Raw genomic sequence first — 21726 nt, 5'->3', positions numbered from 1 at the left:
CATTGCGCATCGTCTACATCCACCAGTACTACTGCAATCCGGGGATGACCGGCGGGATCCGCTCCTACGAGCAGGCGCGGCGGCTCGTCGCGCGCGGCCACACGGTCGACGTCATCACCACCGACATCGGCGGCGGCCCCAGACGGGTCACCGTGGACGACGGCGTCACCGTGCATTGGTTCCCCATCCCGTACTCGAATCACATGTCCTATGCCCGCCGCCTGCGCGCCTTCGGTGAGTTCATGGTGCTCGCCGCGGCGAAAGCCGCGCGGCTCGACGCCGATCTGGTCTTCGCCACCAGCACGCCTCTGACGGTCGCGGTGCCCGGCGTCATCGCCGCGAAGCTGCGCCGCGTGCCGTTCGTCTTCGAGGTGCGCGACCTGTGGCCGGAGGTCCCGATCGAGATGGGCGCGCTGCGTCATCCGCTGGCGCGCAGGCTGGCCTGCGGTCTCGCGAACTTCGCCTACCGCAACGCCACCGAGGTGGTCGCGCTTTCCCCGGGCATGGCGGCGGGCGTGACCGCCCGCCGGCCACAAACCAAGGTCACGATGATCCCCAACGCCGCGGATTTGGAGCTGTTCCAGGGAGTACGGCCGGAAGCGGTGCGAGCCTTCCGCGAGGAGCACCGGTGGCTGGACGACCGGCCGCTGATCGTCTACACCGGAGCTCTGGGCGCCGTGAACGGGGTCGAATACCTCGTGCGGGCCGCGCGCCGGATGCGCGAGCTCGACCCGGAGATCCAGGTGCTCATCGTCGGGCACGGCAAGGAATGGGAGTCGACCAAGGCCCTCGCCGCCGCGCACGGGCTGCTCGACACGACCGTGCACATGTGGGAAAAGGTCCCCAAGGCCGACCTGCCGGTGATTCTCGGCGCCGCGACGATGTCGTCGAGCTTCGTGCGGCCGATCCGCGCTCTGTGGGACAACTCGGCCAACAAGTTCTTCGACGCGCTCGCCGCCTCCCGGCCCATCGCCGTCAACTACGGCGGCTGGCAGGCCGACCTGCTGCGCGAGACCGGCGCCGGGCTGGTGCTCGACCCGAGCGACGCCGACGAGGCCGGCAAGCTGCTCGCCGACCGGCTGCGCGACGCCGACTGGCTGCGCCGGGCCCGCGAGGCCGCGCACCGCCTGGCCGTCGAGCGCTTCTCCCGCGATCTGCTCTTCGACCAGTTCGAACAGGTGCTGACCCGGGCGGAGGACCGCGTTGGAGCTGCGTGAGTATGTGCGTGCCTGCCGGCGCCGATGGCCCTGGCTGCTCGTCCCGGTGCTGATCGCGGCGGGCGTGGCGGCCGGGCTGTCGCTGTCCTCGCCGCCGGCCTACCGGTCGTCGATGGTCCTGTTCATCACCACCGGCACCGGCGACCCGGACGCCAAGGCGAGCCGGCTCAACTCGTACATCGCGCTGCTCACCGGCCCGCGGGTGGCCTCGAACGTGGTCAGCAAGATCGGCCCGCCGCTGACCGCCGACGAGGTGCGCGCGAGCCTCTCGGCGCAGGTGCAGGACGGCACCGACCTGCTTGTGGTCACCGCCACCGACCCGGACGCCGCCCGCAGCCGGCAGATCGTCACCACCGCCACCAACGCGCTCGTCGTCCTGGCCAAGCAGCTCGACCCGCCGAGCCCCGCCGCGGCCGACGGGCCGAAGCCGTCGGTCACCGTCGCCCAGGACCCGGTGACCACCCGCGAGCCCAGCAACCTGGTGCGCAACCTCGGTTTCGCGTCCGTGCTCGGCCTGCTGGTCGGCGCGATCGCGGTCGCCGTGCGGGAGGCCACCCGCAAGACCGTGAGCGACGAGGACGACCTGCGCCGGCTCGGCCTCGGCGCGGTCGGCGTCATCTCGATCGGCCGCTCGTCGGGTCTGCCCGGCGAGGCGCTGGCCGAGGGCTTCCGGCGACTGCGCAGCCTGCTCCCCGAGACGGATCGGGGATCGCGCGGCTCCTCGCTGATGCTGGCCGGCAGCCACGCCAAGGAGGGCACCACGGCGGTCGCCTGCGGACTCGCCATCGCGATGGCCGAGACGGGCTCGCGGGTGGTGCTGGTCGACGCGAACCTGCGTACCCCGGGCGTGGGCCGCTATCTGGCGCTGGACGCCGGGCCCGGGCTGGCCGACGTGCTGGCCGGCCGGGCGTCGGTGCGGGAGGTGCTGCGCGACTCGCTCGACGGGCGGCTCACCGTGGTGCCGTGCGGGATGCCCGCGGCCGACCCGGGCGAGCTGCTCGCCTCGCCGCGGCTCGGCGCCGCGGTCCGGGCGCTCACCGAGACCTTCGACGTCGTGCTGGTGGACGCGCCGCCGCTGCACGGCGTGGCCGACGGCGTGGTGCTGAGCAAGGTGACCGACAGCTCGCTGCTGGTGGTGCGGGCCAACCGGACGCCGGTCGCGGACGTCCAGCGCTCGAAGGACCTCCTCGAGCGGGTCGGGGCCAAGCTGGCCGGGGCGGTCCTCAACGCGCTGCCGCGCAAGCTGCCGAGCGGGACCGGCTGGCACAAGGACCGGGCCGCGGTTCCCGGCGCGGGTGGGCTCGGGCTGGTCACCGGGGACGGCGAGGCCGCCGAGACGATGGTCATCACGCCGGATCCGGGTCCGGTCAGCGGGCGGGCGCGGGTGAACAAGCCGCGCGGTCAGGCCACGGTGGTCACCATCCGGCCGGACGGGACACCCGAGCCGGAAAACCTGCCGGTACAGAGCAAGCAAGCGCAGAACGATGACGCAGGCGACTGAGAGACGCGACCCGATCGGCTGGCTCGGCGAGCGGCTGCGCGAGCCCTACGTCCAGCTGGTCGCGTCGCAGCTTCTCATCGGCGTGGTGGCGCTGGCCGCGAACATCATGATGGTGCGGGCGCTCACCCCCGCCCACCGCGGCGAGGTCGCGCTCCTGCTGCAGGTCGTCTATCTGGCCACCCAGGCGCTGCTGCTGGGCACCGAGCGCAGCTTCGTGGCGGCCTACCACGAGGTGCCGCCGGCCACGGCGGTACGGCTCTACGGACGCCTGCTCGTGGCGCCGGCGCTGCTCGGCGTGGCCGCCGCGGCGGCGTACGCGATGATCGCACCCAGCCGGCTCACCCCCGGCCCGGTCGTGATCGCCTTGGTGACCATTTTCGCGATCGTCGAGGCGGCCAGCCTCGCGAGCCGCTCGGTCGCGATCGCGGCCGGGCGCGTGCACGATTTCCTGGCCTCGCGTGTCATCGAGTCGATCCTGCTGCTCGCCGTCATGGCCGTGCTGTTCCTGGCCCGGGTGGACAGCCCCGAATTGTGGCTCGGCTCCTACATCGTCGCCTGCCTCGCGCCCACGCTCGGCTACGTCATCTACTGGCTGCGGATGCCCGGCGGCGGCGTCAGCGACGAGAACCGGCTCGTGCGGCGCCAGGGCGTCGCGCTGTTCCCGGCCGCCATCTCCAACATGGCGATGCTGCGCTCCGACCGGCTCGCCCTGCCCGCGCTGGCATCGACCACCGCGCTCGGCCTCTACACCGCCGTCGCCACCATGACCGAGCTGCTGGCCTGGCCGCTGCGCGCCTACGCCGACTCGCGGCTGGGCCGCTGGCGGGCCGCGCACCGCGACGGGAAGCTGCGCACCCGGCCGATCGTGGTCGCCGCGGCGCTCTACGTGCTCGTGGTCGCGCCGATCGTGGCCGGCGGCCTCTACCTGCTGATCGTGCCGGTCTTCGGCGAGGACTACGCGCCCGCCAAGGCCGTCGTGCTGCCGCTGGTGCTCGCGGCCGGGCTCTACGCGCTCTCCCGGATCAGCCTCGGCCTGCTGGTCGCGAAGGGCCACGGCACGCTGGTGTCGGCCGCCGAGATCGCCGGGTTCGTGGTGAGCTTCGCCTGCTACCTGCTGCTGATCCCCGCGCACGGCATCGCCGGCGCGGCCTGGGGTTCGCTGATCGGCTACGGCGCCGGGCTGGTCTTCGCGCTCGTCATCACCCGGTTCGCGGGTGACCGGCTATGAGCCGCCGCGTCTTCCTCGCGCCCGCGCTGGTGCTGATGCTGGTCGCGATCGGCGGCCGGTTCACGCTCGACCGGGCCGGCTTCCCCGACCTCGCCTGGGTCGACCTGCGCGTGATCGGGCTGGCCGCGGCGCTCGCCGTGCTCGTGGTCGACATCGCCCGCCGCCCCCGGATCGCCGTCGGCCAGGAGCGCCGCGAGGGCTGGCTCATCGCGACCGTGCTGTTCTTCCTCTATCAGATCGCCTCGGGCCTGTGGGCGCCGTCGGCCGCCCGGGTCGGCCCGCAGACGCTCGATCTAGTGTTGATGGCCGCGCTGACCGTCGCCTTCTACCTGTACGCGATCGGCGACCCGGAGTCGGTCGTGCGCACCACGTTCTGGCTGTTCTACGCGGCCGGGATCGTCTTCGCGCTGGCCGCCATCTTCATCAACGGCCCCGGCGAGCAGGGCCGGTATTCGGCCTTCGGCGGCGGCCCCAACGTCTTCGTCCGGATCCAGATCCTCGGCATCATCGCCGCGATCGCGCTGTATCTGCACTACCGTCGCTTGTGGATTCTCGGGGCGGTGCCACTGTTCCTGCTAGCCGCGGTGCTCTCCGGTTCGCGGGCGGGCCTGCTGGCCGGGGCCGCGGTCGGCGCGGCCGCCTTGCTGAGGCTGCGGCACCGGCTGCGGGCCGCGCCGGTCGTCGCGGCCGGCGTCGGGCTCGTCGTGGCGGCCGGGATCGCCTGGCAGTTCGCGCCGCCGGCGTTCACCAGCCTGTTCCAGGAGCGGTTCGTCGAGCAGACCGTGCAGGACCACTACCTCTCCGACCGCACCAGCATCTGGCAGGCCGCCGGGAAGCTCGCCGTCGACCATCCCGTCCTCGGCACCGGGCTGGACGGCTTCTACGGCACGATCGGCGTCAACCAGGGCGTCGAGTACCCGCACAACTACCTGCTCGGCGTCGCCGCCGAGGGCGGGCTCATCGGAATCGGCCTGCTGATCACCGCGATCGTGCTCTGGGCCGGCACCATCCGCGGTCACCGGGGAACCGGCTTCGCCGCCTCCGCCGCCGTCTTCGTGGCCCTCAGCAGCCTGTTCTCCGGCGACTACTACGACGCCCGGCTCGCGTGGCTGTTCGCCGCGCTGGCCGCCGCGGCCGCGGTCGTCCCTTCGCGAAAGCTGGTCCTGACATGACCACCCGGCGGAGCTTCCTCACGCTCGGCGTCGCGGCCGCGGCGCTGGCCGCCTGCGGGCACGACAAGGACGTCCCGGCCATGATGACGCCGCTGCCGGCCGAGCCGGCCTCGCCGCCGCCGACCGCCAAGCTCCGCACGGTCGCCGACTGGACGAACGTCTTCATGCAGAGCTGGGACTACCAGTACGCGAACAGCACGCCGATGTCGAAGTCGCCGGACAGCTGGGACCACTACGACCTGTCCTACTCCGTCGACTCGTGCGTCGCGATGTACCGGGCGACCCGCGAGAACCGCTACCTCGACCGCGCGCTGCAGTTCGTGGAGAACGTCGCCACCGCGGCGGCGCCGTCGAAGTCGTTGCGGCACAGCAGCTTCCACGACAACTACCTCGGCTGGGCGTCGTCGAAGTCGGGCGAGGGCGGCGACGAGGTGCCGCTCTACGAGAGCTACTTCTGGCGCTACGGCACCGCTTTGCTGGTCGCGATGCGCGACGGCCGGGTGCAGGGCGAGCGCTACCGGCGGCTGCTCGACTTCGCCGAGGTGAACGTCTTCGAGAAGTGGTACTCGCGAGGAGCGGATGAAACCATCTACCGCGACCGGACCCACCTCGCGGCGCACTGGGCGCTGATCGCGCACAACCTCGCCCAGGTCACCACCGACACCGCGCGCAAGGCGCGCTACCAGTCGGTCGCCGGCGCCATCGACCGGCGGCTGCGGGGTCAGCTGCGCCGCAATCCGGTCGAGCCGACCGCCTATTTCTGGTCGGATCGCTGGGGTTCGGCGAAAAGGCCCGGGCAGGACGTCAGTCACGGCAACGGCGTCATCGCGTACGTCGCGGAGGCCGGCTGGACGGGGGCGGAGATGGCCGCGTTCGCCTCGCTGCTCACGAAGGTGGTCTGGCCCGGGGGCACGACCTACAAGGGATACGTGGACGGCAGCGGCACCGACAACGGGTGGCTCTCCGACGGCTTCGTCAAGCTCGGGCGCTTCGACGCGGGCGCGCAGCTTCGGCTCGACGACCACCGGGTGGTCAACGACCAGTTCGCCGCCAACATGGCGCTCAACGCCCGGATTCTCAAGGGGGGATGATGTCTCTGATCACGCCTGAGGCGCCCGAATGGGCTTCGGCCCTGCCTCGGCTCCGCCACGACATGTACCACGAGCCGGCGTATGTGGTCCTCGACGCCGGTCTCTACGGCGGATCGCCGGCGGCATTCCACCACGCCGAGGGCGACCAGGTCTTCCTCATGCCGCTGATCGTGCGGGACATCCCGGAGAGCGACCTGCGCGATGCCCTGTCGCCCTACGGCTATCCCGCGCCGGTCAGCTCGACCGATGACCCCGCCTTCTGGGATCGGGCCTGCGCCAACATGATCGAGACGCTGCGGGAGGCAGGCATCGTCACCGCTTTCGTGCGGATGCATCCCCTCCTCGACGCGGAGCTCGGCGTCTTGAGCCAGCATGGCTGCCTGGTCACGCACGGGGAGACGGTCTCGATGGATCTGGCTGTGAGCCTCGACGAGATGTGGAGCCAGACCCGATCGGACCACCGCAACCACATCAACCGCGCCCGCCGGGCCGGCACCAAGGTCGTCTTCGACGACTGGGACCGCCTGGCCGAGTGGGTCGCGGTCTACCACGACAACATGCGCCGGGTGGGCGCCTCCGACTACTACTTCTTCACGTACGAGCATCTGGCGGCCCTGCACGACGCGGTCGGTGACCGGATGCACCTGGCGGTCGCGCTCGAGGGCGACGAGGTGGTCGGCGGCAACACGTTCTTCGAGCACGACGGCATCGCCACCGGCTACGTCTCCTCCACCCGCCGCGCGCGCGGCCGGTACGCCGACGAGATGCTCTACGACGAGGTGCGGCGGTTCTGCAAGGCGCGCGGCGACACCGTCTTCCACCTCGGCGGGGGCAAGGGCGGCGCCAACGACTCGTTGTTCTCGTACAAGTCCGGCTTCTCGCCGAGCCGGCACCCCTTCCACACCTGGCGCGTGGTCGCCGACGCGCCGGCGTACGAGAAATTGGTCAATGACCGGAAACCGCAAGCGGACCCGGAAGATCTCGCCGCCACTTTCCCGTCCTACCGATAGGAGCCACCATGCGGATCACCTGCGTCGGCGGCGGCCCCGCCGGTCTCTACTTCGCGGTCCTGGCCACGAAGGCCGGGCATCAGGTCACCGTGCTGGAGCGCAACCCGGCCGGCGTCACCTACGGCTGGGGCGTGGTGTTCTGGGACGACCTGCTCGACGACCTGTTCCGGCACGACCCGGTCAGCGCCCAGCGGATCTGGGACGCGGCCTACAAGTGGGACGAGTACGAGGTGCGCGCCACCGGCAAACCGGTCAACTACCTTGCCGGGTACGGCTTCAGCCTGGGCCGGCACCGGCTGCTCGACATCCTCGCCGAGCGCGCCACCGAGCTCGGCGTCGACCTTCGTTACCGCGCCGATGTGTCCGATCTGCCGCCGGCTGACCTCGTGGTGGCGTGCGACGGCGCCGGCAGCCGCATCCGCGAGCGCGACGCCGAGCACTTCGGCGCCGAGGTCGAGCTGGGCCGCAACCGCTACATCTGGCTGGGCACGCCGCACGTGTTCCGCACGTTCACGTTCGGCTTCGAGAAGACCGAGGCCGGCTGGATCTGGTTCCACGCCTACCCGTTCACCGACGAGGCGAGCACGTTCATCGTGGAGTGCACGCCCGAGACGTGGGAGGGGCTGGGCTTCGGTGAGCTCACCGGCCGCGACGGCTGCGACCGGCTGAGCACCATCTTCGCCCGGCATCTCGACGGCGAGCCGCTCATCGACCAGCGGGCCGAGACCGGCGGCACCGGCTGGCTGACCTTCCGCCGGGTCACCAACCGACGCTGGGACCACGGGAACGTGGTGCTGATGGGCGACGCCGCGCACACCACCCACTTCGCGATCGGCTCGGGCACCAAGCTGGCCATGCAGGACGCGATGGCACTGGCCACCTCCCTGGAAACGGCCGACGACCTGCCGGTGGCGCTCGAGCGCTACGAGGACCGCCGGCGCTCGCAGCTGGCGCCGTTGCAGGAGGCGGCGAAGGCGAGCAGCGAGTGGTTCGAGCGGATGCCCGACCACGGCGATCTGCCCGGGAAGCAGTTCTCCTACGCCCTGTCCAACCGGCGCGGCGCGTACCCGCTGTGGCGCTACCTGCTGCACGTGACGACGCAGGGCGGGCCGCCGCGGGCGATGCTGCGGTGGGCGCTGACGCTACGCCGCTGGAGCCGGGCTCGGCGCCGGCCCGGGCTCGGCGGGCCAGCCGAAGGCCAGCAGCGCCTTCCCGATCCGGCGGACGTCGTCGGCTGAGCAGCGGTGGTCGACGGGGATGGTGAGCATGCACGCGGCCAGCTCGGCCGCCTCGTCGTCCCCGCTCCACAGCCCCTCGGGGTCCTGCCGCCAGTGCACCGGCGCGTAGATGCCTTCGGCGGCGAGGTGCCGCAGCAGGGCGTCGCGTTCGGTGGTGGAGAAGCAGAGGAACTGGGCGCGGAACGGCCCGGCCCGGACCGGCGCCTCGGCGGCGAGCGCGAGGGCATTGTCAATTCCCCTCTGCCGCAAGCCTTTCGCGTCGAGCAGCGGGAGCACGGCGGCGGTGAACGGGCTGGCCGGGCCGGCGCTGCCGAGCAGGGTGCGCTCGCCGCGCTGCTGCAGGGCGCGGAAGGCTTCCTTGTGGACCGGGCGGCCGTCCAGCCAGGCCGATTTCAGCAGCATGGCGGCGAGTTTGAGCTGGGCGCCGTCGCCGGCGCGGCCTTCCGGCCGCGGGATCTCCCGGCCGGTCGGCGACCACATCAGGCCACCGTCGGGCACCGGCAGCGTCTTGCGCATCGAGGCGATCGCGTACGGGGCGCGGCTGGCTCGCGCCCAGGCGCTGAGCGGATCGTGGGAATGGTCCTCGACGACGGTGACCCCGGGATGCGCCGCCATCCAGTCGTTCCACGGCTCGCCCTCGTCGCGGCCGAACAGGTTCTGGGCGAGCACGACGTCGCCGTCGCGCGCGTGCAGCGTCTCCCATTGCGGGCCGCCGTCGTCGGGCAGGTGCCGGTAGAAGGCGATCGGCACGTCGGCCGCCAGCGCCTCGGCCACCCCCATGCAGAAGTACGACGGGATGTGGAGGTGGCCGAGCGGATTCAGGTGCCGCAGCAGCGAACTGAGGGCGCCGCAGCCGGTGGCGTACAGCTCGTGCCGGGCCGGGAGCCAATCGTCGCCGGCGGCGCTCAGGAAAGCCGGATCCCAGTGGAACTCCGAGCCGATCTCACGCGGCACGGCGTACCTCATGGGCCTGTGCCCTTTGGATGTTGAGCTCGTCGACGTGGACGGGCGGCTCCGCGCGGTGCAGCGAGACCGCGGTCCGCCAGAGGATGCGCAGGTCGAGCGCGGGCGACCAGTGGTCGACATACCAGCGGTCGAGCACGAAGCGCTGGGCCCAGTCGATGTCCTCGCGGCCGTTGATCTGCGCCCAGCCGGTGATGCCGGGCTTGACCTCGAGGCGGCGGCGGTCCTCGGCCGAGTAGTTCGCGACCTGCGGCAGCACGTCGGGGCGCGGGCCGACCAGCGCCATCCGCCCGGTCAGCACGTTGACCAGCTGGGGCAGCTCGTCGAGGCTGGTGCGGCGCAGGAACCGCCCGCACCGGGTGATCCGCGGGTCGTCGCGCAGCAGGCCGAACGGGTCGCTGAGGCCGATCTCCCGGGCCATCTTCACCGAGTCGTGCACCATCGTGCGGAACTTCAGCATCCGGAACGGCACGCCGTCGCGGCCGGCCCGGTCCTGGACGAAGAGCACGCCCTTGCCGTCGGCGATGCGGATCCAGGCGGCGATGACGAGCAGCACCGGCGCCAGCAGGACGAGAGCGATGGCGGCGGCGAGCCGGTTGGCGAAATCCCACAATGTCCGGGTCATAGCGACTCCACGGTCGGGCCGGTGAGGCGGTGGCGGGTGTCGAGGACGTATCCGGCGTGCTGGACGACCAGGTCGAGGTCGAAGGCGTCGTGGTCGGCGAGAAGCAGCACGGCGTCGGCGGCGGCGAGCTGCTCCGCGGTCGGCAGCACGCGGGTGACGCGGCGGTCGATGTGGGCGTCCTCGACCACGTGCGGGTCGGCGGCGCGCACGTCGGCGCCCATCTCGAGCAGCAGCGCGGCGATCCGGCGGGCCGGCGACTCGCGGGCGTCGCCGCTGTTGCGCTTGTAGGCGAGGCCGAGCAGCAGCACGGTCGAGCCGTTGACGGCCTTGCGCCGCCGGTTGAGGGCGGCGACCAGGCGTCGTACGACGTAGTCGGGCATGTGGTTGTTGATGTCGTTGGCCAGCTCGACGAAGCGGAAGCTCTGGCCGAGGGCGCGCTGCACCCGCCACGACAGGTAGGACGGGTCGATCGGGAGGCAGTGGCCTCCTACGCCCGGTCCGGGGACGAAGCGCTGGTAGCCGAAGGGCTTGCTGGCGGCGGCGTCGATCGCCTCCCAGACGTCGATGCCGAGGTCGTGGGCGAAGACGGCGAGTTCGTTGATCAGCGCAATGTTGACGTGCCGGTACGTGTTCTCCAGGAGCTTGGCCAGTTCGGCGACGCGGCAGTCGCTCACCGGGACGGTCGTCTCCACAACGCTGCCGTAAAACGCCCGGATTTTTACTAATGACGCCGCGTTTATCCCGGAGACCACCTTGGGCGTGCTGACCAGCGTCCATTCCTGGTTGCCGGGGTCGATGCGCTCGGGGCTGTAGCCGAGGTAGAAGTCGACGCCGGCGACCAGGCCCGAGCCCTCCTCCAGCAGCGGTGCGACCAGGTCGTTGGTGGTGCCGGGATAGGTCGTGGACTCGAGGGCGACCGTGGCGCCCGGCCTCAGGTAGCGGGCCAGGGTGCGGGCCGCCTGCTCGATGAAGGACAAGTCGGGCAGGCCCTCGCGCAGCGGCGTCGGGACCGAGATGACGGCCACGTCGAAGCCGGCGCAGGCGCGGGGGTCGTTCGCCGGGTGGAACGATCCAGCGTCGAGGATCTCGCGCAGCTCGGCGTCCTCGATGTCGTCCACATAGGATTCGCCGACCGCGAGGCGCTTGACCCGCTCCTCGTCCACGTCGAGGCCGACCACGTCGTGCCCGGCCTGGGCCGCCCGCACGGCGAGGGGCAGGCCCACGTAGCCCTGGCCCACGATGACGACTCGCATCAGTGCCTCCCGTTCTTGTGTGCCACCGTCAGCGCCGGGCTCTCCGCTAGCCACCGCAGCACCGCGATGAGGTCCTTGCGGGGCGCGGCCGGGTCGAGCAGCGACAGCACCGCGCCGTCCAGCGGCGGCACCGGCACCTGCGACAGCAGCGGATGGTGCGGCCGCCGGTCCTCCTCCCCCGGCCCGAGCAGCACCTCGCGCAGCTTCTCGCCGGGCCGCAGCCCGGTGTAGACGACCTGGATGTGGGTGTCGGCCGTGGCGGCCAGGCGGCGCGCCACGTCGGCGATCCGCACCGGCTCGCCCATGTCGAGCACCAGCACCTCGCGCGTGCTGTCGACCGCGCCGGCCTGGACGACCAGCCGCACGGCCTCCTGCACGGTCATGAAGTAGCGCGACACCTCGGGGTCGGTCACCGTGATCGGGCCGCCCTTGGCCACCTGCGCCTCGAAGGCGGTGAGCACCGAGCCGCGGCTGCCCAGCACGTTGCCGAACCGGACGCTGCAATAGGTGCCGGACTCCGACTCGTCGGCGGCCGCGGTCAGCCGCTCGGTGATGCGCTTGGAGTAGCCGAGCACGCTGCACGGGTCGGCGGCCTTGTCGGTGGAGATGTTCACGAACCGCTCGACGCCGTGCCGCAGCGCGGTCTGCAGCATCTGGTAGGTGCCGATGATGTTGGTCTTGAGCGCCTCGGACGGGTGCATCTCGAGCAGCGGCAGGTGTTTGAGCGCGGCGGCGTGGAAGACGACCTGCGGCCGGTGCTCGCGGAACACCTCGTCGAGGCGCTGCTGGTCGCGGATGTCGGCGACCACGAGGTTGCGGTCGTTGAGCAGGCCGCGGCCGTCGAGCGAGAGCTGCACGGCGTGCAGGCCGGACTCGTCGCGGTCGAGCATCACGAGGCTGTCCGGGTGGAACTGGGCCACCTGGCGGCACAGCTCGGAACCGATCGAGCCGCCGGCGCCGGTGACGAGCACGCGGCGGTCCTCCAGGTAGCCGGCGATCGCGGCGAGGTCGATGCCGATCTCACGACGGCCGAGCAGGTCGGCGTGCGAGACCGGGCGGATGTCCTCGATGCGTACGGTGCGGCCGAACAGCTCCACCACCGGCGGGACCACTTTGAGGTCCACGTTCAGCTCACCGGCGAGCGTGCTCAGCTCCCGTACGAGATCGGCGCCCGCACTGGGAATGGCGATGAGCACGGCGTCGGCGCGGAACCGGCGCACCACCTCGGGCAGCGCGTGCCGGTTCCCGGTGACCGGCACCCCCATCACCCGCAGGGCGCGCTTGCGCGGGTCGTCGTCGAGCAGGGCAACCGGCACGTACGGGCTGGACGGTGTCCGCAGCATGGCGCGGACCACCTGGGCCGCCCCCTCGCCGGCCCCCATCACCACCACCCGGCTGCCCTGCTCCGGCGACGGCCGCAGGCGCGAGTCCTGCAGCAGGCGTGCGCCGTACCGGATTCCGGCCGCGAGCACGAGCACGATCAGGCCGGAAGCGATGATCGCCGAGCGCGGCACGAGCCGGCCCAGCAGCGTGTCGAGCACGAACACCACCGGCGTGGTGACGGCGGCGGTCTTGGCGAGCGCGGCGATCTCCTCGAAGCAGCCGTACGACCACCGTCCGGTGTAGAGCCCGAACTGGATGCCGGCCACGGTCTGCACGACCGCCGCCACCGCGGCGAGCTCGAGGAGGCCACCGCAGTTGAGGTACTCGACGCGGCCGTCGTGGCGCAGCAGCGTCGCGATCAGCATCCCGATCGCGAGCGCCAGCGCGTCGCCGCCGGCCCGCGCGGCCCGGCCTGGTAGGGCAGCCCACAGAAGCATCGACCATGGGGTGCCCGTACGCCATTCACCAGGCGCGGCCCTCCGTACCTCCATGGGAATCCCTCCGGAAATTGTCTTTTCCGGAGCGTCCCTCGTTCGCGGTTCGCGGCACAGTAGCAATTGTCACGAGCAACATGAGAGATGTTCGCGTTACCTATTTCACGTGCATCTACCAGCACTTTCGGACTATCCAACGTGCCTGATCGGATTTCGGCAGACGTGAGGAGGTGTTCATGTTTCCCGTGACATTTGCATCTGTTATTCGTGGCGAATTGTTTGGCAGCGTCGATTCCGGGGTGTCATGAAAATGGAGTCGGCATGAGAGTGCTGCACGTGATCAGCGCGCTGTCCGCCGGCGGACCGGAGCATCAGCTGCGACTCCTGGTGAGCCGGCTGCCGCACGAGAGCGAGGTCGTCACGCTCTCCCCGCCGGGCGCCGTCGCCGATGCGCTGCGCGCCGGCGGCACCACGGTGCACGACCTGAGCGGCCGGCGCGACCTCTCCACCGTCGGCCCGCTGCGCCGCCTCATCCGCCGCGGGCACTTCGACCTCGTGCACACCCACATGCGCCAGGCGTGCGTGCCCGGCCGCTTCGCCGCCCGCCTGGCCGGGGTGCCGCGCGTGGTCGCCACCGAGCACGACCTGACCGCCGCCGACGGCCGGCACGACGTGCTCGACACCGGGCGCGGCCGGTCCCGCGGCCGTTTTCGCGACCGGCTCTATCTGGCCGGCGAGCGCCTGGGCCGGGTCACCATCGCGCCCTGCCCCGCGATCGCCGCCCAGCTGCGCGAGTGGGGCGTCCCCGATTCGCGGATCGCGGTCATTCCCAAGGCCGTCGACGCCGGCGAGTTCGGCTTCGACCCCCGCCTGCGGGCCGCCGCGCGGGCCCGCCTCGGCATCGCGCCGGACGCCGCGGTCGTCGGCGGCATCGGCCGTCTCGAGCCCGCCGAGCGCTTCGACCGCCTCATCCGCGCGCTCGGCGAGGTCCCCGGCGCCACCCTGCTGCTCGTCGGCGACGGCCCGGCCCGCGACGCCCTCGCGAAGCTCGCCACCATCGAGGGCATCGCCGACCGGGTGGTCTTCGCCGGCGCGGTCGGCCACGCCCGCGAGGCGCTCTGCGCCATGGACGTCTTCGCGTCCCCGTCCGAGGAGACCTTCGGCCTCGTCGTGCTGGAGGCCCTCGCGTCCGGCCTGCCGGCGCTCTACGCCCGCTGCGAGCCGCTCGGCCTCCGCCCCACCGTCGAGGGCGTCAAGCGCCTGACCCCGCACGACCGCGAGTCCCTGCCGCGCGCGCTGCGGGCCGAGCTGCTCTGCTGCGAGGAACGGAACTTCCGGCGCCTGCCGCCCCGCACGGCCAGCGCCTGCTACGACGCCGACCACCTGGCCGGCGAGGTGGCCCGGGTCTACGAGCAGGCCGGGCTGCGCCGAGTCACACCGCGTCCTTGACGACGCGGCGCAACAGCGGCAGGCGCAGCAGCCACTGGAACGCGACGAATCCCAGATAGACGCCAAGCGTGTTGGCGATCAGATCGTTCGCCTCGGCCCAGCGGTTGTCGTGCACGGTCAGGATCAGCACGCCCTGGGTGAGCTCGATCGCCAGGCTCATCAGGAAGCCGAGCCGGATCACCCGCATCTTGTCGCGGATGCCGAAGACGACGTGCAGGACGGCGGCGAACGGCAGCGTCATCACCACGTTCAGCAGCGAGTCGCGCGGGCGGACATGGGTGAGCGGGAACGGGTTGATGCGGAAGAGCTGCGGATCGCCGCCGAAGGACAGGTGCAGCGGCAGCAGAGTCGCGCCGAGCACGGCCACCGCGTACCAGCCCGCGAGCCAGGTCACGAGCAGCCGTGTCATGGTCAATTCACCGCGGCGGCGCAAGACCAGAAAAGAAATGACCATGATGAGTACGCCCAGGGGCAGGAGCACCGGCGGCCCGGGGATGACGTACTGGTCGTTTCGCATCCCTGCCCACGGTACGTTCCTCTCAGTGCAGCCAGCCATCCTTTCGGGCTATCCGGATGGCGTCGAGGCGGTTGCGCGCGCCGGTCTTGGAAATGATCGCCGACAAATAGTTACGCACCGTGCCGCCCGACAAATAGAGACGGCTAGCGATGTCCTTGACCGACTCTCCCTCGGCGGCCAGCCCGAGCACCTCGAGCTCGCGCGTGCTCAGCGACCGGTCGGCGTTCAGCGAGGCGGCCTGCAGCATCGGCGAGACGACGCGCTCGCCGCTGGCCAGACGCCGTACGGAATCGGCCAGTAACGCCTCGGACGCCCCCTTGACCAGGAAATTGAGCCCGGCGGCGCGCCGCCGCGGCGGCAGCATGCCGCGTTTGGCCGGGTCGGAGAGCACCAGCATGGCGCAGGACGGGATCGCGCCGTGCAGGTCGGTGGCGAAGGGAAGCAGCTGGCTGACCATGTACTCGGTGTCGAAGACGATCACCGTGGGCCACAGCTGCACCGCCCGCTCGACCAGGCCGCCGTCGAGCGGCAACGTCGCGACGTAGTGCATGTCGGGTTTGGACTCGATGAGCGCGCGCACCGGGACCCCGAAATACCCCTCGTCTCGCACCACCAGAACCCGGATCATGACTCCACCTCGCCAGAGAAACGGGACGCTACTTACCCTTCTACGCCTTCGTGTCCATTCGGAGCCGCCGGCGTCGCGGATTGCTTTTCTTTTGTCCAGCTCAAAAACTTACTGCCCCCGGGCAAGTCGCACACGACCGTTAGCCGATCGACCGATCCAGATGTGGCGGATCTTCGTCGCGGCCAGCCGAAATGTGCCTCATGATTTTTTGGAAATGCCTTTGAAACAAGGTACAAATCGGATTTCATGTATTTTCCGGACATGGCCGGGAGTATGATCCGGTTCTCCTTACGTCTTTGGGGGTTACCTGCAATGACGCTCCGCGACACCCCGCCCTTCCGCGCCGACCACGTCGGCAGCCTCCTGCGGCCGCAACGCCTGCTCGACGCGCGGCAGCAGCGAGCCGAGGGCAAGCTGGACGCCGACGAGCTGCGCGCCGTGGAAGACGAAGCGATCCGCGACGTCGTCCGCATGCAGCGCGACGTCGGGCTGCGCTCGGCCACCGACGGCGAGTTCCGCCGCACCTCCTGGCACATGGACTTCATCTATCGCCTCGGCGGCATCCACCCCACCGACGAGAAGATCCAGGTCCACTTCCGCAACGAGCAGGGCGACCTCGACTTCGAGTCGGCGGCGCTCGCCATCGACTCCCCGGTCCGCCTCGAGGAGACCATCTTCGGCGACGACTTCACGTTCCTCGCCGGCATCGTCGACCCCGGCGTGACGGCGAAACTGACCATCCCGTCGCCCAGCATGGTCCACTACCGTGGCGGTTTCGCCGCGATCGACCCGGCCGTCTACCCCGACCACGAGCAGTTCTGGGCCGACCTCTCCGCGGCGTACGCGGAACAGGTCCGCCGCATCTCCGCGCTCGGCTGCCGTTACCTGCAGCTCGACGACACCAGCCTGGCGTATCTCAACGACCCGTCGCAGCGGCAGCTGCTGACCGAGCGTGGCGACGATGCGGAACACCAGCACCTGCGCTACATCAGGCAGATCAACGCGGCGATCGCCGACCGCCCCTCTTCACTGGCCGTGACCACCCACATGTGCCGCGGCAACTTCCGCTCGTCGTGGGCGGCCTCCGGCGGGTACGACTTCGTCGCCGAGGCCCTGTTCTCCGAGCTCGCCGTCGACGGCTTCTTCCTCGAGTACGACGACGACCGCTCGGGCGGCTTCGCCCCGCTGCGTTTCGTGCCGCCCGGCAAGATGGTCGTGCTCGGCCTCGTCACCACCAAGCGCGGCGAGCTGGAGTCGAAGGACTCGCTCAAACGCCGCATCGACGAGGCCGCCAAATACATTCCGCTGGAGCAGCTGTGCCTTTCCGGCCAGTGCGGCTTCTCCTCGACCGTGGACGGCAACGCGCTCTCCTACGACGAGGAGGTCGCCAAGCTGAGCCTGATCGTCGAGACGGCGTCGGAGGTCTGGGGCTAGAAGGCCTTGTCGTAAAGATCGCGCAGGCCGGGAAGGCCGGCCTCGCCGCTGAAGCCGCAGATCATCACCACACCCTGCGCCGAGGCGACGAGATAATCCTTCCCGGTCTCGAACTTCCCGCTCCCCAGCATCTGCTCGGAACTGTCTCCCGCCTGCGCCACCTCCACCTGGCCGGTGGCCACGCCCTTGTAGACCTTGGTGACCTTCAGCAGCACGTCATTCCCGGCAATGCCGGTCACCGTGCCGGCAAAGGCAAAATCGGCAGCTTGCGCCAGGAGGTCCGGTTCCGGCTCACGACATTTCGCGCGTACGGCGGTGAGCGTCAACTTGGTGACACCGGCATCCGTGGTCGCCGAGGCTGCCGGGCCGCCCGCCTGCGGTGTCGACGGTTTGTCATCGGGCCGGGTCAGCAGCCAGCCGGCGCCCACCGCGATCACCACCACGACAGCGGCGGCAACTGCCACAAGCCGCCATCTCTGGATTCGTGCCGCACCGGCCGATGAGGTCATTGTTTCTCCCAGGAGTCGCGAGACGCGGTCGGGGTCGAGCGCCGGCAGCGACGCCGCCGGGTCGGCCCGCCGCAGGCGCGCGCGAAGGTCGTCGTCGGTCACGGCCGTCTCCCCTCTGTCGACTCCTCATGTCCGCCCGGGTCGCCGAGCTTTCGCAGCTGTTCGCGAAGTTTCTGCTTGGCCCGATGCAGCCGGATGCTCGCCGCGTTGGCCGTGATGCCCAGAACCACCGCGACCCGCGCCGCCGTCAGGTCTTCCCACGCCCACAGCCGCAACACTTCGGCGTCCTCGGCCCGCAGCCCTGCGAGCGCCGCGGCCAGGTCCTCGTCGTCCCTCTCCCCCGGCCCGTCCACCGTCTGCGGCGGTGGATCGACCGCCGAGATCCGGGCAACGAGCCGCTCCTGTCGCCGCCGCCCGCGCTCGGCGTTGGCGAGGCAGTTGCGCGCCACCGCGTAGACCCACGGCAGGTGGTCCTCCGGCACCTCCCCGAGCCGCCGCCAGCACACCAGCAGCGTCTCGGAGAGCACGTCATCCGCGGTCGCCGGATCGGTGCGCCGCGCCAGATACCGCCGCACGGCCTCGATCCACCCCGGCGCCAGCTCCTCGAACCGCCGCCGGCGCGCGTCCACGTTCACCAGGTCCACCCTCAGCTATGTCCGGCACCGCCCGAACTCTTTCACGCCAAGCCCCCCGTTTTCCCCGGATGCCGAGCCGCCGCCCCCTCCTCCTTGCGATCTTGATGATCTGCGGCGCGGAGCGCACGCCAATTCATCAACGCCCACCACCGCCGCAGCGCCCACCCGCGTCGCGCTCGCGATCTTGATGATCTGCGGCGCGGAGCGCACGCCGAATCATCAACGCCCGCGGGCCGGCGCGGGGCGCACGCCAAATCATCAGCGCTCGCGGGCCGGTGCGGAGCGCACGCCAAATCATCAACGCCCGCGGGCCGGCTCGGTCAGTGGGGTGTGTCGGCCAGGCGGTCGCGGCGGTCGTGGGAAAGGTCGGTGTGGTGGGACTCGCCGGGGTGACTGTCGGGGTCGACGTGGACCGTGGCGCTGGTCAGCCTGGGCACCCCGTGGGTGAGCTGATGCTCGGCGTCGGCGGCGATCTCGTGGGCGTCGAGCAGGCTGAGCCGGGCGTCGACGACGATCGCGGCCTCGGCGTGCAGGCGGTGACCGATCCAGCGCAGGCGCAGCCCGGAGACGCCGTGCACGCCGGGGACGCCGCGCAGGGTCTGCTCAGCTTGATCGACCAGCGAAGGCTCGACCCGGTCCATGAGGCGGTGGTAGACCTCGCGCGCCGCGTCCTTGAGCACGAACGCGATGGCCACGGTGATGGCGAGCCCGACCACCGGGTCGGCCCAGCCCCAGCCCAGCCACGCGCCGCCGGCGGCGAGCACGACCGCGAGCGACGTGAATCCGTCGGTGCGGGCGTGCAGGCCGTCGGCGACCAGCGCGGCCGAGCCGATCCGGCGGCCGACGGTGATGCGGTAGCGGGCGACGATCTCGTTGCCGAGGAAGCCGATCACGCCGGCCGCGAAGACCCACGGCAGGTGCGTCATCTCCCGCGGGTTGAGCAGGCGCTCGACGGCGAACCAGGCGGCGGCGACCGAGGACGCCGCGATGACCAGCACGATGACGATGCCGGCCAGGTCTTCGGCGCGGCCGAAACCGTACGTGTAGGCCCGGGTTGCCGCCCGCCGCCCGAACCAGAACGCGAAGCCCAGCGGGATCGCGGTGAGCGCGTCGGCCACGTTGTGCAGGGTGTCGCCGAGCAGCGCGACCGAGCCCGAGAACACCACGATCAAGGCCTGCAGCGCCGCGGTGACGCCGAGCCCGGCCAGCGAGATCCACAGCGCCCGCATGCCCTCGCGCGATGCCTCCATGGCCGGGTCGACCTTGTCGGCGGTGTCGTGCGAGTGCGGCGTGACCATGTGCCGGAGGCGATGCCCCAGGCCGCCGCCGTGGCCGTGCTCATGAGCAGAACGAGCAGGGTGGTGGCCATGATCGTGAGTGGATTCCCGCATGGTGCGAAGCCTATGCCCTGCACTAGTCGTGCGACAACGCGGTAACTGCCAATGACCTGCAAGAACCAGTCAGCGGCGCGCCCGCACCCAATGCAGGAACGGCCGCACGTCCCCCTCGCCGACCACGGTGAACCCGGCCGCCGCGATCGACGGCCCCTGCTCCTCGACCGCGTCGTGCTGCATCGCGTGGCCGGCCGTCAACCCGACGAACCGCCCGCCGATCTTGCCGGTCGGCGGGCGGAAGTCCGCGATCAGCATGCGCCCGCCGGGCCGCAGCAGCCGGAAGATCTCCGCGAAGGTCTCAGCCCGCTGCTCGGCGGGGATGTGGTGCACCGCGAGACTCGACACCGCCACGTCGAACGACTCGCCCTCCTCGGGCACCTGCCGCCCCTCCGCGACGTGGAAGGCGCACGTCGGGGGTGCGGCGCGGCGGGCGTACGCGATCATGTTGGGTGACGGATCGACGCCGACGACACCTCCCCGGGCGCCGGCCGCGACCGCGGCCCGGCGCGTCAGATAACCGGTGCCGCAACCGATGTCCAGCACCCGTTCGCCGGCGGTGACGCCGGCCAGCGCGACCAGCCGGTCGTAGGCCTTGCGCCGCCGGCCCAGGAACGCCGCCCCGGCCATCAGCTCGTATCGCCTCGGCGCGGTGATCAACCCACCGCTGTGGTCGTCGGCGGGCCCGTGCGGGTCGCCGAGCAGCCTGCGTGCCAATGCCATGACTCCTCCAAACTCTCGCCTCCGCCGATTTTGCGATACAACTTGTTTCAGGTCAATACACATCGTCGGATCCCGTCGGATTGTATGATCGCGGGATGCCGAAGCTGTGGGACGCGACGATCGAGAGCCACCGGCAGGCGGTGCACCAGGCGATCCTCGATGTCGGCGCCGCGCTGGTCCGCGCGCACGGCCCGGCCGCCGTCACGATGTCGCAGATCGCCAAGGACGCCGGCATCGGCCGCGCCACGCTGTACAAGTACTTTCCGGACGTCGCCTCGATCGTCACCGCCTGGCAGGAACAGCAGATCGCCCAGCATCTCGACCAGCTCGCCGCGGCCAACGAAGAAGGACAGGATCCGGCGACGCGCCTCAAGGCAGTGCTCATCGCGTACGCCCGCGCGGTGCACGCCCATCACGACGACCAGCTGTTCGCGCTGGTGCATCGCAGTGAGCAGGCCGGTCACGCTCAGGAGCGGCTGCACTCGTTCCTGGCCGGCCTGATCGCCGAGGCCACCACCACGCGCGCCGTCCGCACCGACGCCGAGCCCGGCCAGCTCGCCAACTACTGCCTGTTCGCCCTGGCCGCCGCCGCGGCGATGCCCGACGAGGCCGCCGTCGGCAAACTGGTCGAGGTGGTCGCCGCCGGCCTGCGCCCCTGACGCCTAGACCCGCGACGCGGAGGCCAGCCTGGCCAGGCCGTCGAGGAGCAGGTCGAGGGTGAACTCGAACTCGACCTGGCTGTCGCACCAGCCCAGCGTCGGATCGCCGGCCGCGTGGATCTCGGCTGCCATCATCGTCGTCAGGTTGGGGACGGCCGCGGCCATCGCGGCCAGGTCGTCCTCGGCGGCGTCGACATCGGTCGCGTCCGGCGTGAACAGCTCCTGGACGAAACCCAGCGCCATCGTGCCGAACGCGTGGATCGCCCGGTGGGCCAGCCGGGGCGTGAAGCCGGCCGCCAGCAGCGTGCCGACGATCTCGTCGTAGTACGCGTAGAGGCTGGGCGGGATGCTCGGGAGCGAGCCCAGCAGAGTGGGCGCCCACGGATGGCGCAGCATCACCTCGCGGGCTCGCAGGAAGCGGTGCCGCAGCCGCTCCCGCCAATCGCCACTCTCCTCCCCGATCGCGGCCCGGATCTCGGCGATCACCCGCTCGGCCAGCCCGTCGAGCAGGCCGACCTTGCCGGGCAGGTGGTAGTAGAGCGACATCGCCTCGACACCCAGGTCGGCGGCGAGGCGGCGCATGGTCAGCGCCTTGAGGCCCTCGGCGTCGGCCAGGTCGACCGCGGCGGCGAGGGTTCGATCGCGAGTCAGCGGCTCCCTTGACAC

The 21726-nt window shown here is 71.1% G+C and carries 21 protein-coding genes; 10 read left to right on the top strand and 11 right to left on the bottom strand.

The features are described from left to right. Positions 1-2 precede the first annotated feature (2 nt). Genes ACQPZX_RS15810 through ACQPZX_RS15780 form a run of 7 tightly spaced genes read left to right on the top strand, consistent with a single transcriptional unit; the run spans position 3 to position 8457 of the window. A complete protein-coding gene (locus ACQPZX_RS15810) occupies positions 3-1217 on the top strand; it encodes a glycosyltransferase family 4 protein (RefSeq protein ID WP_433380716.1) in 1215 nt (404 codons plus the stop codon). Next, entirely contained in the window at positions 1204-2718 is a 1515-nt protein-coding gene (locus tag ACQPZX_RS15805) for a protein kinase (RefSeq protein ID WP_433380713.1), read from the top strand. The genes ACQPZX_RS15810 and ACQPZX_RS15805 overlap by 14 nt, the downstream gene beginning before the upstream one ends. Then, positions 2702-3946 (top strand): lipopolysaccharide biosynthesis protein, encoded by a 1245-nt coding sequence (locus tag ACQPZX_RS15800; protein ID WP_433380711.1) that lies wholly within the window; start codon positions 2702-2704, stop codon positions 3944-3946. The genes ACQPZX_RS15805 and ACQPZX_RS15800 overlap by 17 nt, the downstream gene beginning before the upstream one ends. Then, positions 3943-5118, top strand: a complete 1176-nt coding sequence (locus ACQPZX_RS15795) for an O-antigen ligase family protein (protein WP_433380708.1) — start codon at positions 3943-3945, stop codon at positions 5116-5118. Before ACQPZX_RS15800 ends, ACQPZX_RS15795 begins: the two co-directional genes overlap by 4 nt. Beyond that, the gene (locus tag ACQPZX_RS15790) at positions 5115-6209 is read left to right on the top strand and encodes a hypothetical protein (protein WP_433380705.1); all 1095 of its coding nucleotides are present in this window, start codon (positions 5115-5117) and stop codon (positions 6207-6209) included. Before ACQPZX_RS15795 ends, ACQPZX_RS15790 begins: the two co-directional genes overlap by 4 nt. Next, positions 6209-7219 (top strand): GNAT family N-acetyltransferase, encoded by a 1011-nt coding sequence (locus ACQPZX_RS15785; RefSeq protein WP_433380702.1) that lies wholly within the window; start codon positions 6209-6211, stop codon positions 7217-7219. Before ACQPZX_RS15790 ends, ACQPZX_RS15785 begins: the two co-directional genes overlap by 1 nt. 8 nt (positions 7220-7227) lie before the next feature. Further along, positions 7228-8457, top strand: a complete 1230-nt coding sequence (locus ACQPZX_RS15780) for an FAD-dependent monooxygenase (protein ID WP_433380699.1) — start codon at positions 7228-7230, stop codon at positions 8455-8457. Here the strand turns inward: ACQPZX_RS15780 and ACQPZX_RS15775 are convergent. From ACQPZX_RS15775 to ACQPZX_RS15760, 4 genes are read right to left on the bottom strand one after another with little or no spacing between them, the layout of a single operon-like run. Further along, positions 8362-9423, bottom strand: a complete 1062-nt coding sequence (locus ACQPZX_RS15775; protein WP_433380696.1) for a hypothetical protein — start codon at positions 9421-9423, stop codon at positions 8362-8364. The genes ACQPZX_RS15780 and ACQPZX_RS15775 overlap by 96 nt on opposite strands. Further along, positions 9401-10045 carry a sugar transferase gene (locus ACQPZX_RS15770; protein WP_433380693.1) on the bottom strand — a complete coding sequence of 215 codons (645 nt, stop codon included), beginning with the start codon at positions 10043-10045 and terminating at the stop codon, positions 9401-9403. Before ACQPZX_RS15770 ends, ACQPZX_RS15775 begins: the two co-directional genes overlap by 23 nt. Continuing rightward, positions 10042-11298: a nucleotide sugar dehydrogenase gene (locus tag ACQPZX_RS15765; protein ID WP_433380691.1), complete on the bottom strand. Its 1257-nt coding sequence runs from the start codon at positions 11296-11298 to the stop codon at positions 10042-10044. Before ACQPZX_RS15765 ends, ACQPZX_RS15770 begins: the two co-directional genes overlap by 4 nt. Next, the gene (locus ACQPZX_RS15760) at positions 11298-13172 is read right to left on the bottom strand and encodes a polysaccharide biosynthesis protein (RefSeq protein WP_433380688.1); all 1875 of its coding nucleotides are present in this window, start codon (positions 13170-13172) and stop codon (positions 11298-11300) included. The genes ACQPZX_RS15765 and ACQPZX_RS15760 overlap by 1 nt, the downstream gene beginning before the upstream one ends. Before the next feature lie 264 nt (positions 13173-13436). Between ACQPZX_RS15760 and ACQPZX_RS15755 the strand changes: the two genes are divergently transcribed. Continuing rightward, the gene (locus ACQPZX_RS15755) at positions 13437-14564 is read left to right on the top strand and encodes a glycosyltransferase (RefSeq protein ID WP_433380685.1); all 1128 of its coding nucleotides are present in this window, start codon (positions 13437-13439) and stop codon (positions 14562-14564) included. Here the strand turns inward: ACQPZX_RS15755 and ACQPZX_RS15750 are convergent. Together ACQPZX_RS15750 and ACQPZX_RS15745 are read right to left on the bottom strand one after the other, a co-directional pair. Continuing rightward, complete coding sequence (locus ACQPZX_RS15750; RefSeq protein ID WP_433380682.1) at positions 14548-15081, bottom strand: VanZ family protein; 534 nt, start codon at positions 15079-15081, stop codon at positions 14548-14550. The genes ACQPZX_RS15755 and ACQPZX_RS15750 overlap by 17 nt on opposite strands. A gap of 22 nt (positions 15082-15103) precedes the next feature. Next, positions 15104-15709, bottom strand: coding sequence for a LuxR C-terminal-related transcriptional regulator (locus tag ACQPZX_RS15745; RefSeq protein ID WP_433380679.1), 606 nt, complete (start codon positions 15707-15709; stop codon positions 15104-15106). A gap of 312 nt (positions 15710-16021) precedes the next feature. Between ACQPZX_RS15745 and ACQPZX_RS15740 the strand changes: the two genes are divergently transcribed. Then, complete coding sequence (locus ACQPZX_RS15740; protein ID WP_433380676.1) at positions 16022-17143, top strand: 5-methyltetrahydropteroyltriglutamate--homocysteine S-methyltransferase; 1122 nt, start codon at positions 16022-16024, stop codon at positions 17141-17143. Here ACQPZX_RS15740 and ACQPZX_RS15735 read toward each other — a convergent pair. From ACQPZX_RS15735 to ACQPZX_RS15720, 4 genes are all read right to left on the bottom strand, one after another. Beyond that, complete coding sequence (locus ACQPZX_RS15735; RefSeq protein ID WP_433380673.1) at positions 17140-17754, bottom strand: hypothetical protein; 615 nt, start codon at positions 17752-17754, stop codon at positions 17140-17142. The two genes, ACQPZX_RS15740 and ACQPZX_RS15735, sit on opposite strands and share 4 nt — an antisense overlap. After that, on the bottom strand, positions 17751-18287 hold the full coding sequence (locus ACQPZX_RS15730; RefSeq protein ID WP_433380670.1) for an RNA polymerase sigma factor: 537 nt from the start codon (positions 18285-18287) through the stop codon (positions 17751-17753). The genes ACQPZX_RS15735 and ACQPZX_RS15730 overlap by 4 nt, the downstream gene beginning before the upstream one ends. 320 nt (positions 18288-18607) lie before the next feature. Further along, entirely contained in the window at positions 18608-19585 is a 978-nt protein-coding gene (locus ACQPZX_RS15725) for a cation diffusion facilitator family transporter (RefSeq protein WP_433380667.1), read from the bottom strand. Between the two features lie 162 nt (positions 19586-19747). Then, entirely contained in the window at positions 19748-20401 is a 654-nt protein-coding gene (locus tag ACQPZX_RS15720; RefSeq protein ID WP_433380664.1) for a class I SAM-dependent methyltransferase, read from the bottom strand. Positions 20402-20496: 95 nt separating this feature from the next. Between ACQPZX_RS15720 and ACQPZX_RS15715 the strand changes: the two genes are divergently transcribed. After that, positions 20497-21060, top strand: a complete 564-nt coding sequence (locus ACQPZX_RS15715; protein ID WP_433380661.1) for a TetR/AcrR family transcriptional regulator — start codon at positions 20497-20499, stop codon at positions 21058-21060. Positions 21061-21063: 3 nt separating this feature from the next. Here ACQPZX_RS15715 and ACQPZX_RS15710 read toward each other — a convergent pair whose 3' ends face one another. Next, positions 21064-21726 carry a TetR/AcrR family transcriptional regulator C-terminal domain-containing protein gene (locus tag ACQPZX_RS15710; protein ID WP_433380658.1) on the bottom strand — a complete coding sequence of 221 codons (663 nt, stop codon included), beginning with the start codon at positions 21724-21726 and terminating at the stop codon, positions 21064-21066.

Origin of the sequence: Actinoplanes sp. CA-142083, assembly GCF_050942195.1 — a bacterium.
Classification (GTDB): Bacteria; Actinomycetota; Actinomycetes; order Mycobacteriales; family Micromonosporaceae; genus Actinoplanes.
The sequence above is the reverse complement of the archived record's forward strand: the minus strand, read 5'-3'. Positions and strand labels throughout refer to the sequence as shown.

Bases quoted from the DNA above. Each gene is read 5' to 3' on its own strand.
- ACQPZX_RS15790 (WP_433380705.1), top strand. From the start codon at position 5,115: ATGACCACCCGGCGGAGCTTCCTCACGCTCGGCGTCGCGGCCGCGGCG.
- ACQPZX_RS15770 (WP_433380693.1), bottom strand. From the start codon at position 10,045: ATGACCCGGACATTGTGGGATTTCGCCAACCGGCTCGCCGCCGCCATC.
- ACQPZX_RS15720 (WP_433380664.1), bottom strand. From the start codon at position 20,401: ATGGCATTGGCACGCAGGCTGCTCGGCGACCCGCACGGGCCCGCCGAC.
- ACQPZX_RS15775 (WP_433380696.1), bottom strand. From the start codon at position 9,423: ATGAGGTACGCCGTGCCGCGTGAGATCGGCTCGGAGTTCCACTGGGAT.
- ACQPZX_RS15755 (WP_433380685.1), top strand. From the start codon at position 13,437: ATGAGAGTGCTGCACGTGATCAGCGCGCTGTCCGCCGGCGGACCGGAG.
- ACQPZX_RS15785 (WP_433380702.1), top strand. From the start codon at position 6,209: ATGTCTCTGATCACGCCTGAGGCGCCCGAATGGGCTTCGGCCCTGCCT.
- ACQPZX_RS15725 (WP_433380667.1), bottom strand. From the start codon at position 19,585: ATGGTCACGCCGCACTCGCACGACACCGCCGACAAGGTCGACCCGGCC.
- ACQPZX_RS15780 (WP_433380699.1), top strand. From the start codon at position 7,228: ATGCGGATCACCTGCGTCGGCGGCGGCCCCGCCGGTCTCTACTTCGCG.
- ACQPZX_RS15760 (WP_433380688.1), bottom strand. From the start codon at position 13,172: ATGGAGGTACGGAGGGCCGCGCCTGGTGAATGGCGTACGGGCACCCCA.
- ACQPZX_RS15800 (WP_433380711.1), top strand. From the start codon at position 2,702: ATGACGCAGGCGACTGAGAGACGCGACCCGATCGGCTGGCTCGGCGAG.
- ACQPZX_RS15740 (WP_433380676.1), top strand. From the start codon at position 16,022: ATGACGCTCCGCGACACCCCGCCCTTCCGCGCCGACCACGTCGGCAGC.
- ACQPZX_RS15750 (WP_433380682.1), bottom strand. From the start codon at position 15,081: ATGCGAAACGACCAGTACGTCATCCCCGGGCCGCCGGTGCTCCTGCCC.
- ACQPZX_RS15765 (WP_433380691.1), bottom strand. From the start codon at position 11,298: ATGCGAGTCGTCATCGTGGGCCAGGGCTACGTGGGCCTGCCCCTCGCC.
- ACQPZX_RS15795 (WP_433380708.1), top strand. From the start codon at position 3,943: ATGAGCCGCCGCGTCTTCCTCGCGCCCGCGCTGGTGCTGATGCTGGTC.
- ACQPZX_RS15715 (WP_433380661.1), top strand. From the start codon at position 20,497: ATGCCGAAGCTGTGGGACGCGACGATCGAGAGCCACCGGCAGGCGGTG.
- ACQPZX_RS15745 (WP_433380679.1), bottom strand. From the start codon at position 15,709: ATGATCCGGGTTCTGGTGGTGCGAGACGAGGGGTATTTCGGGGTCCCG.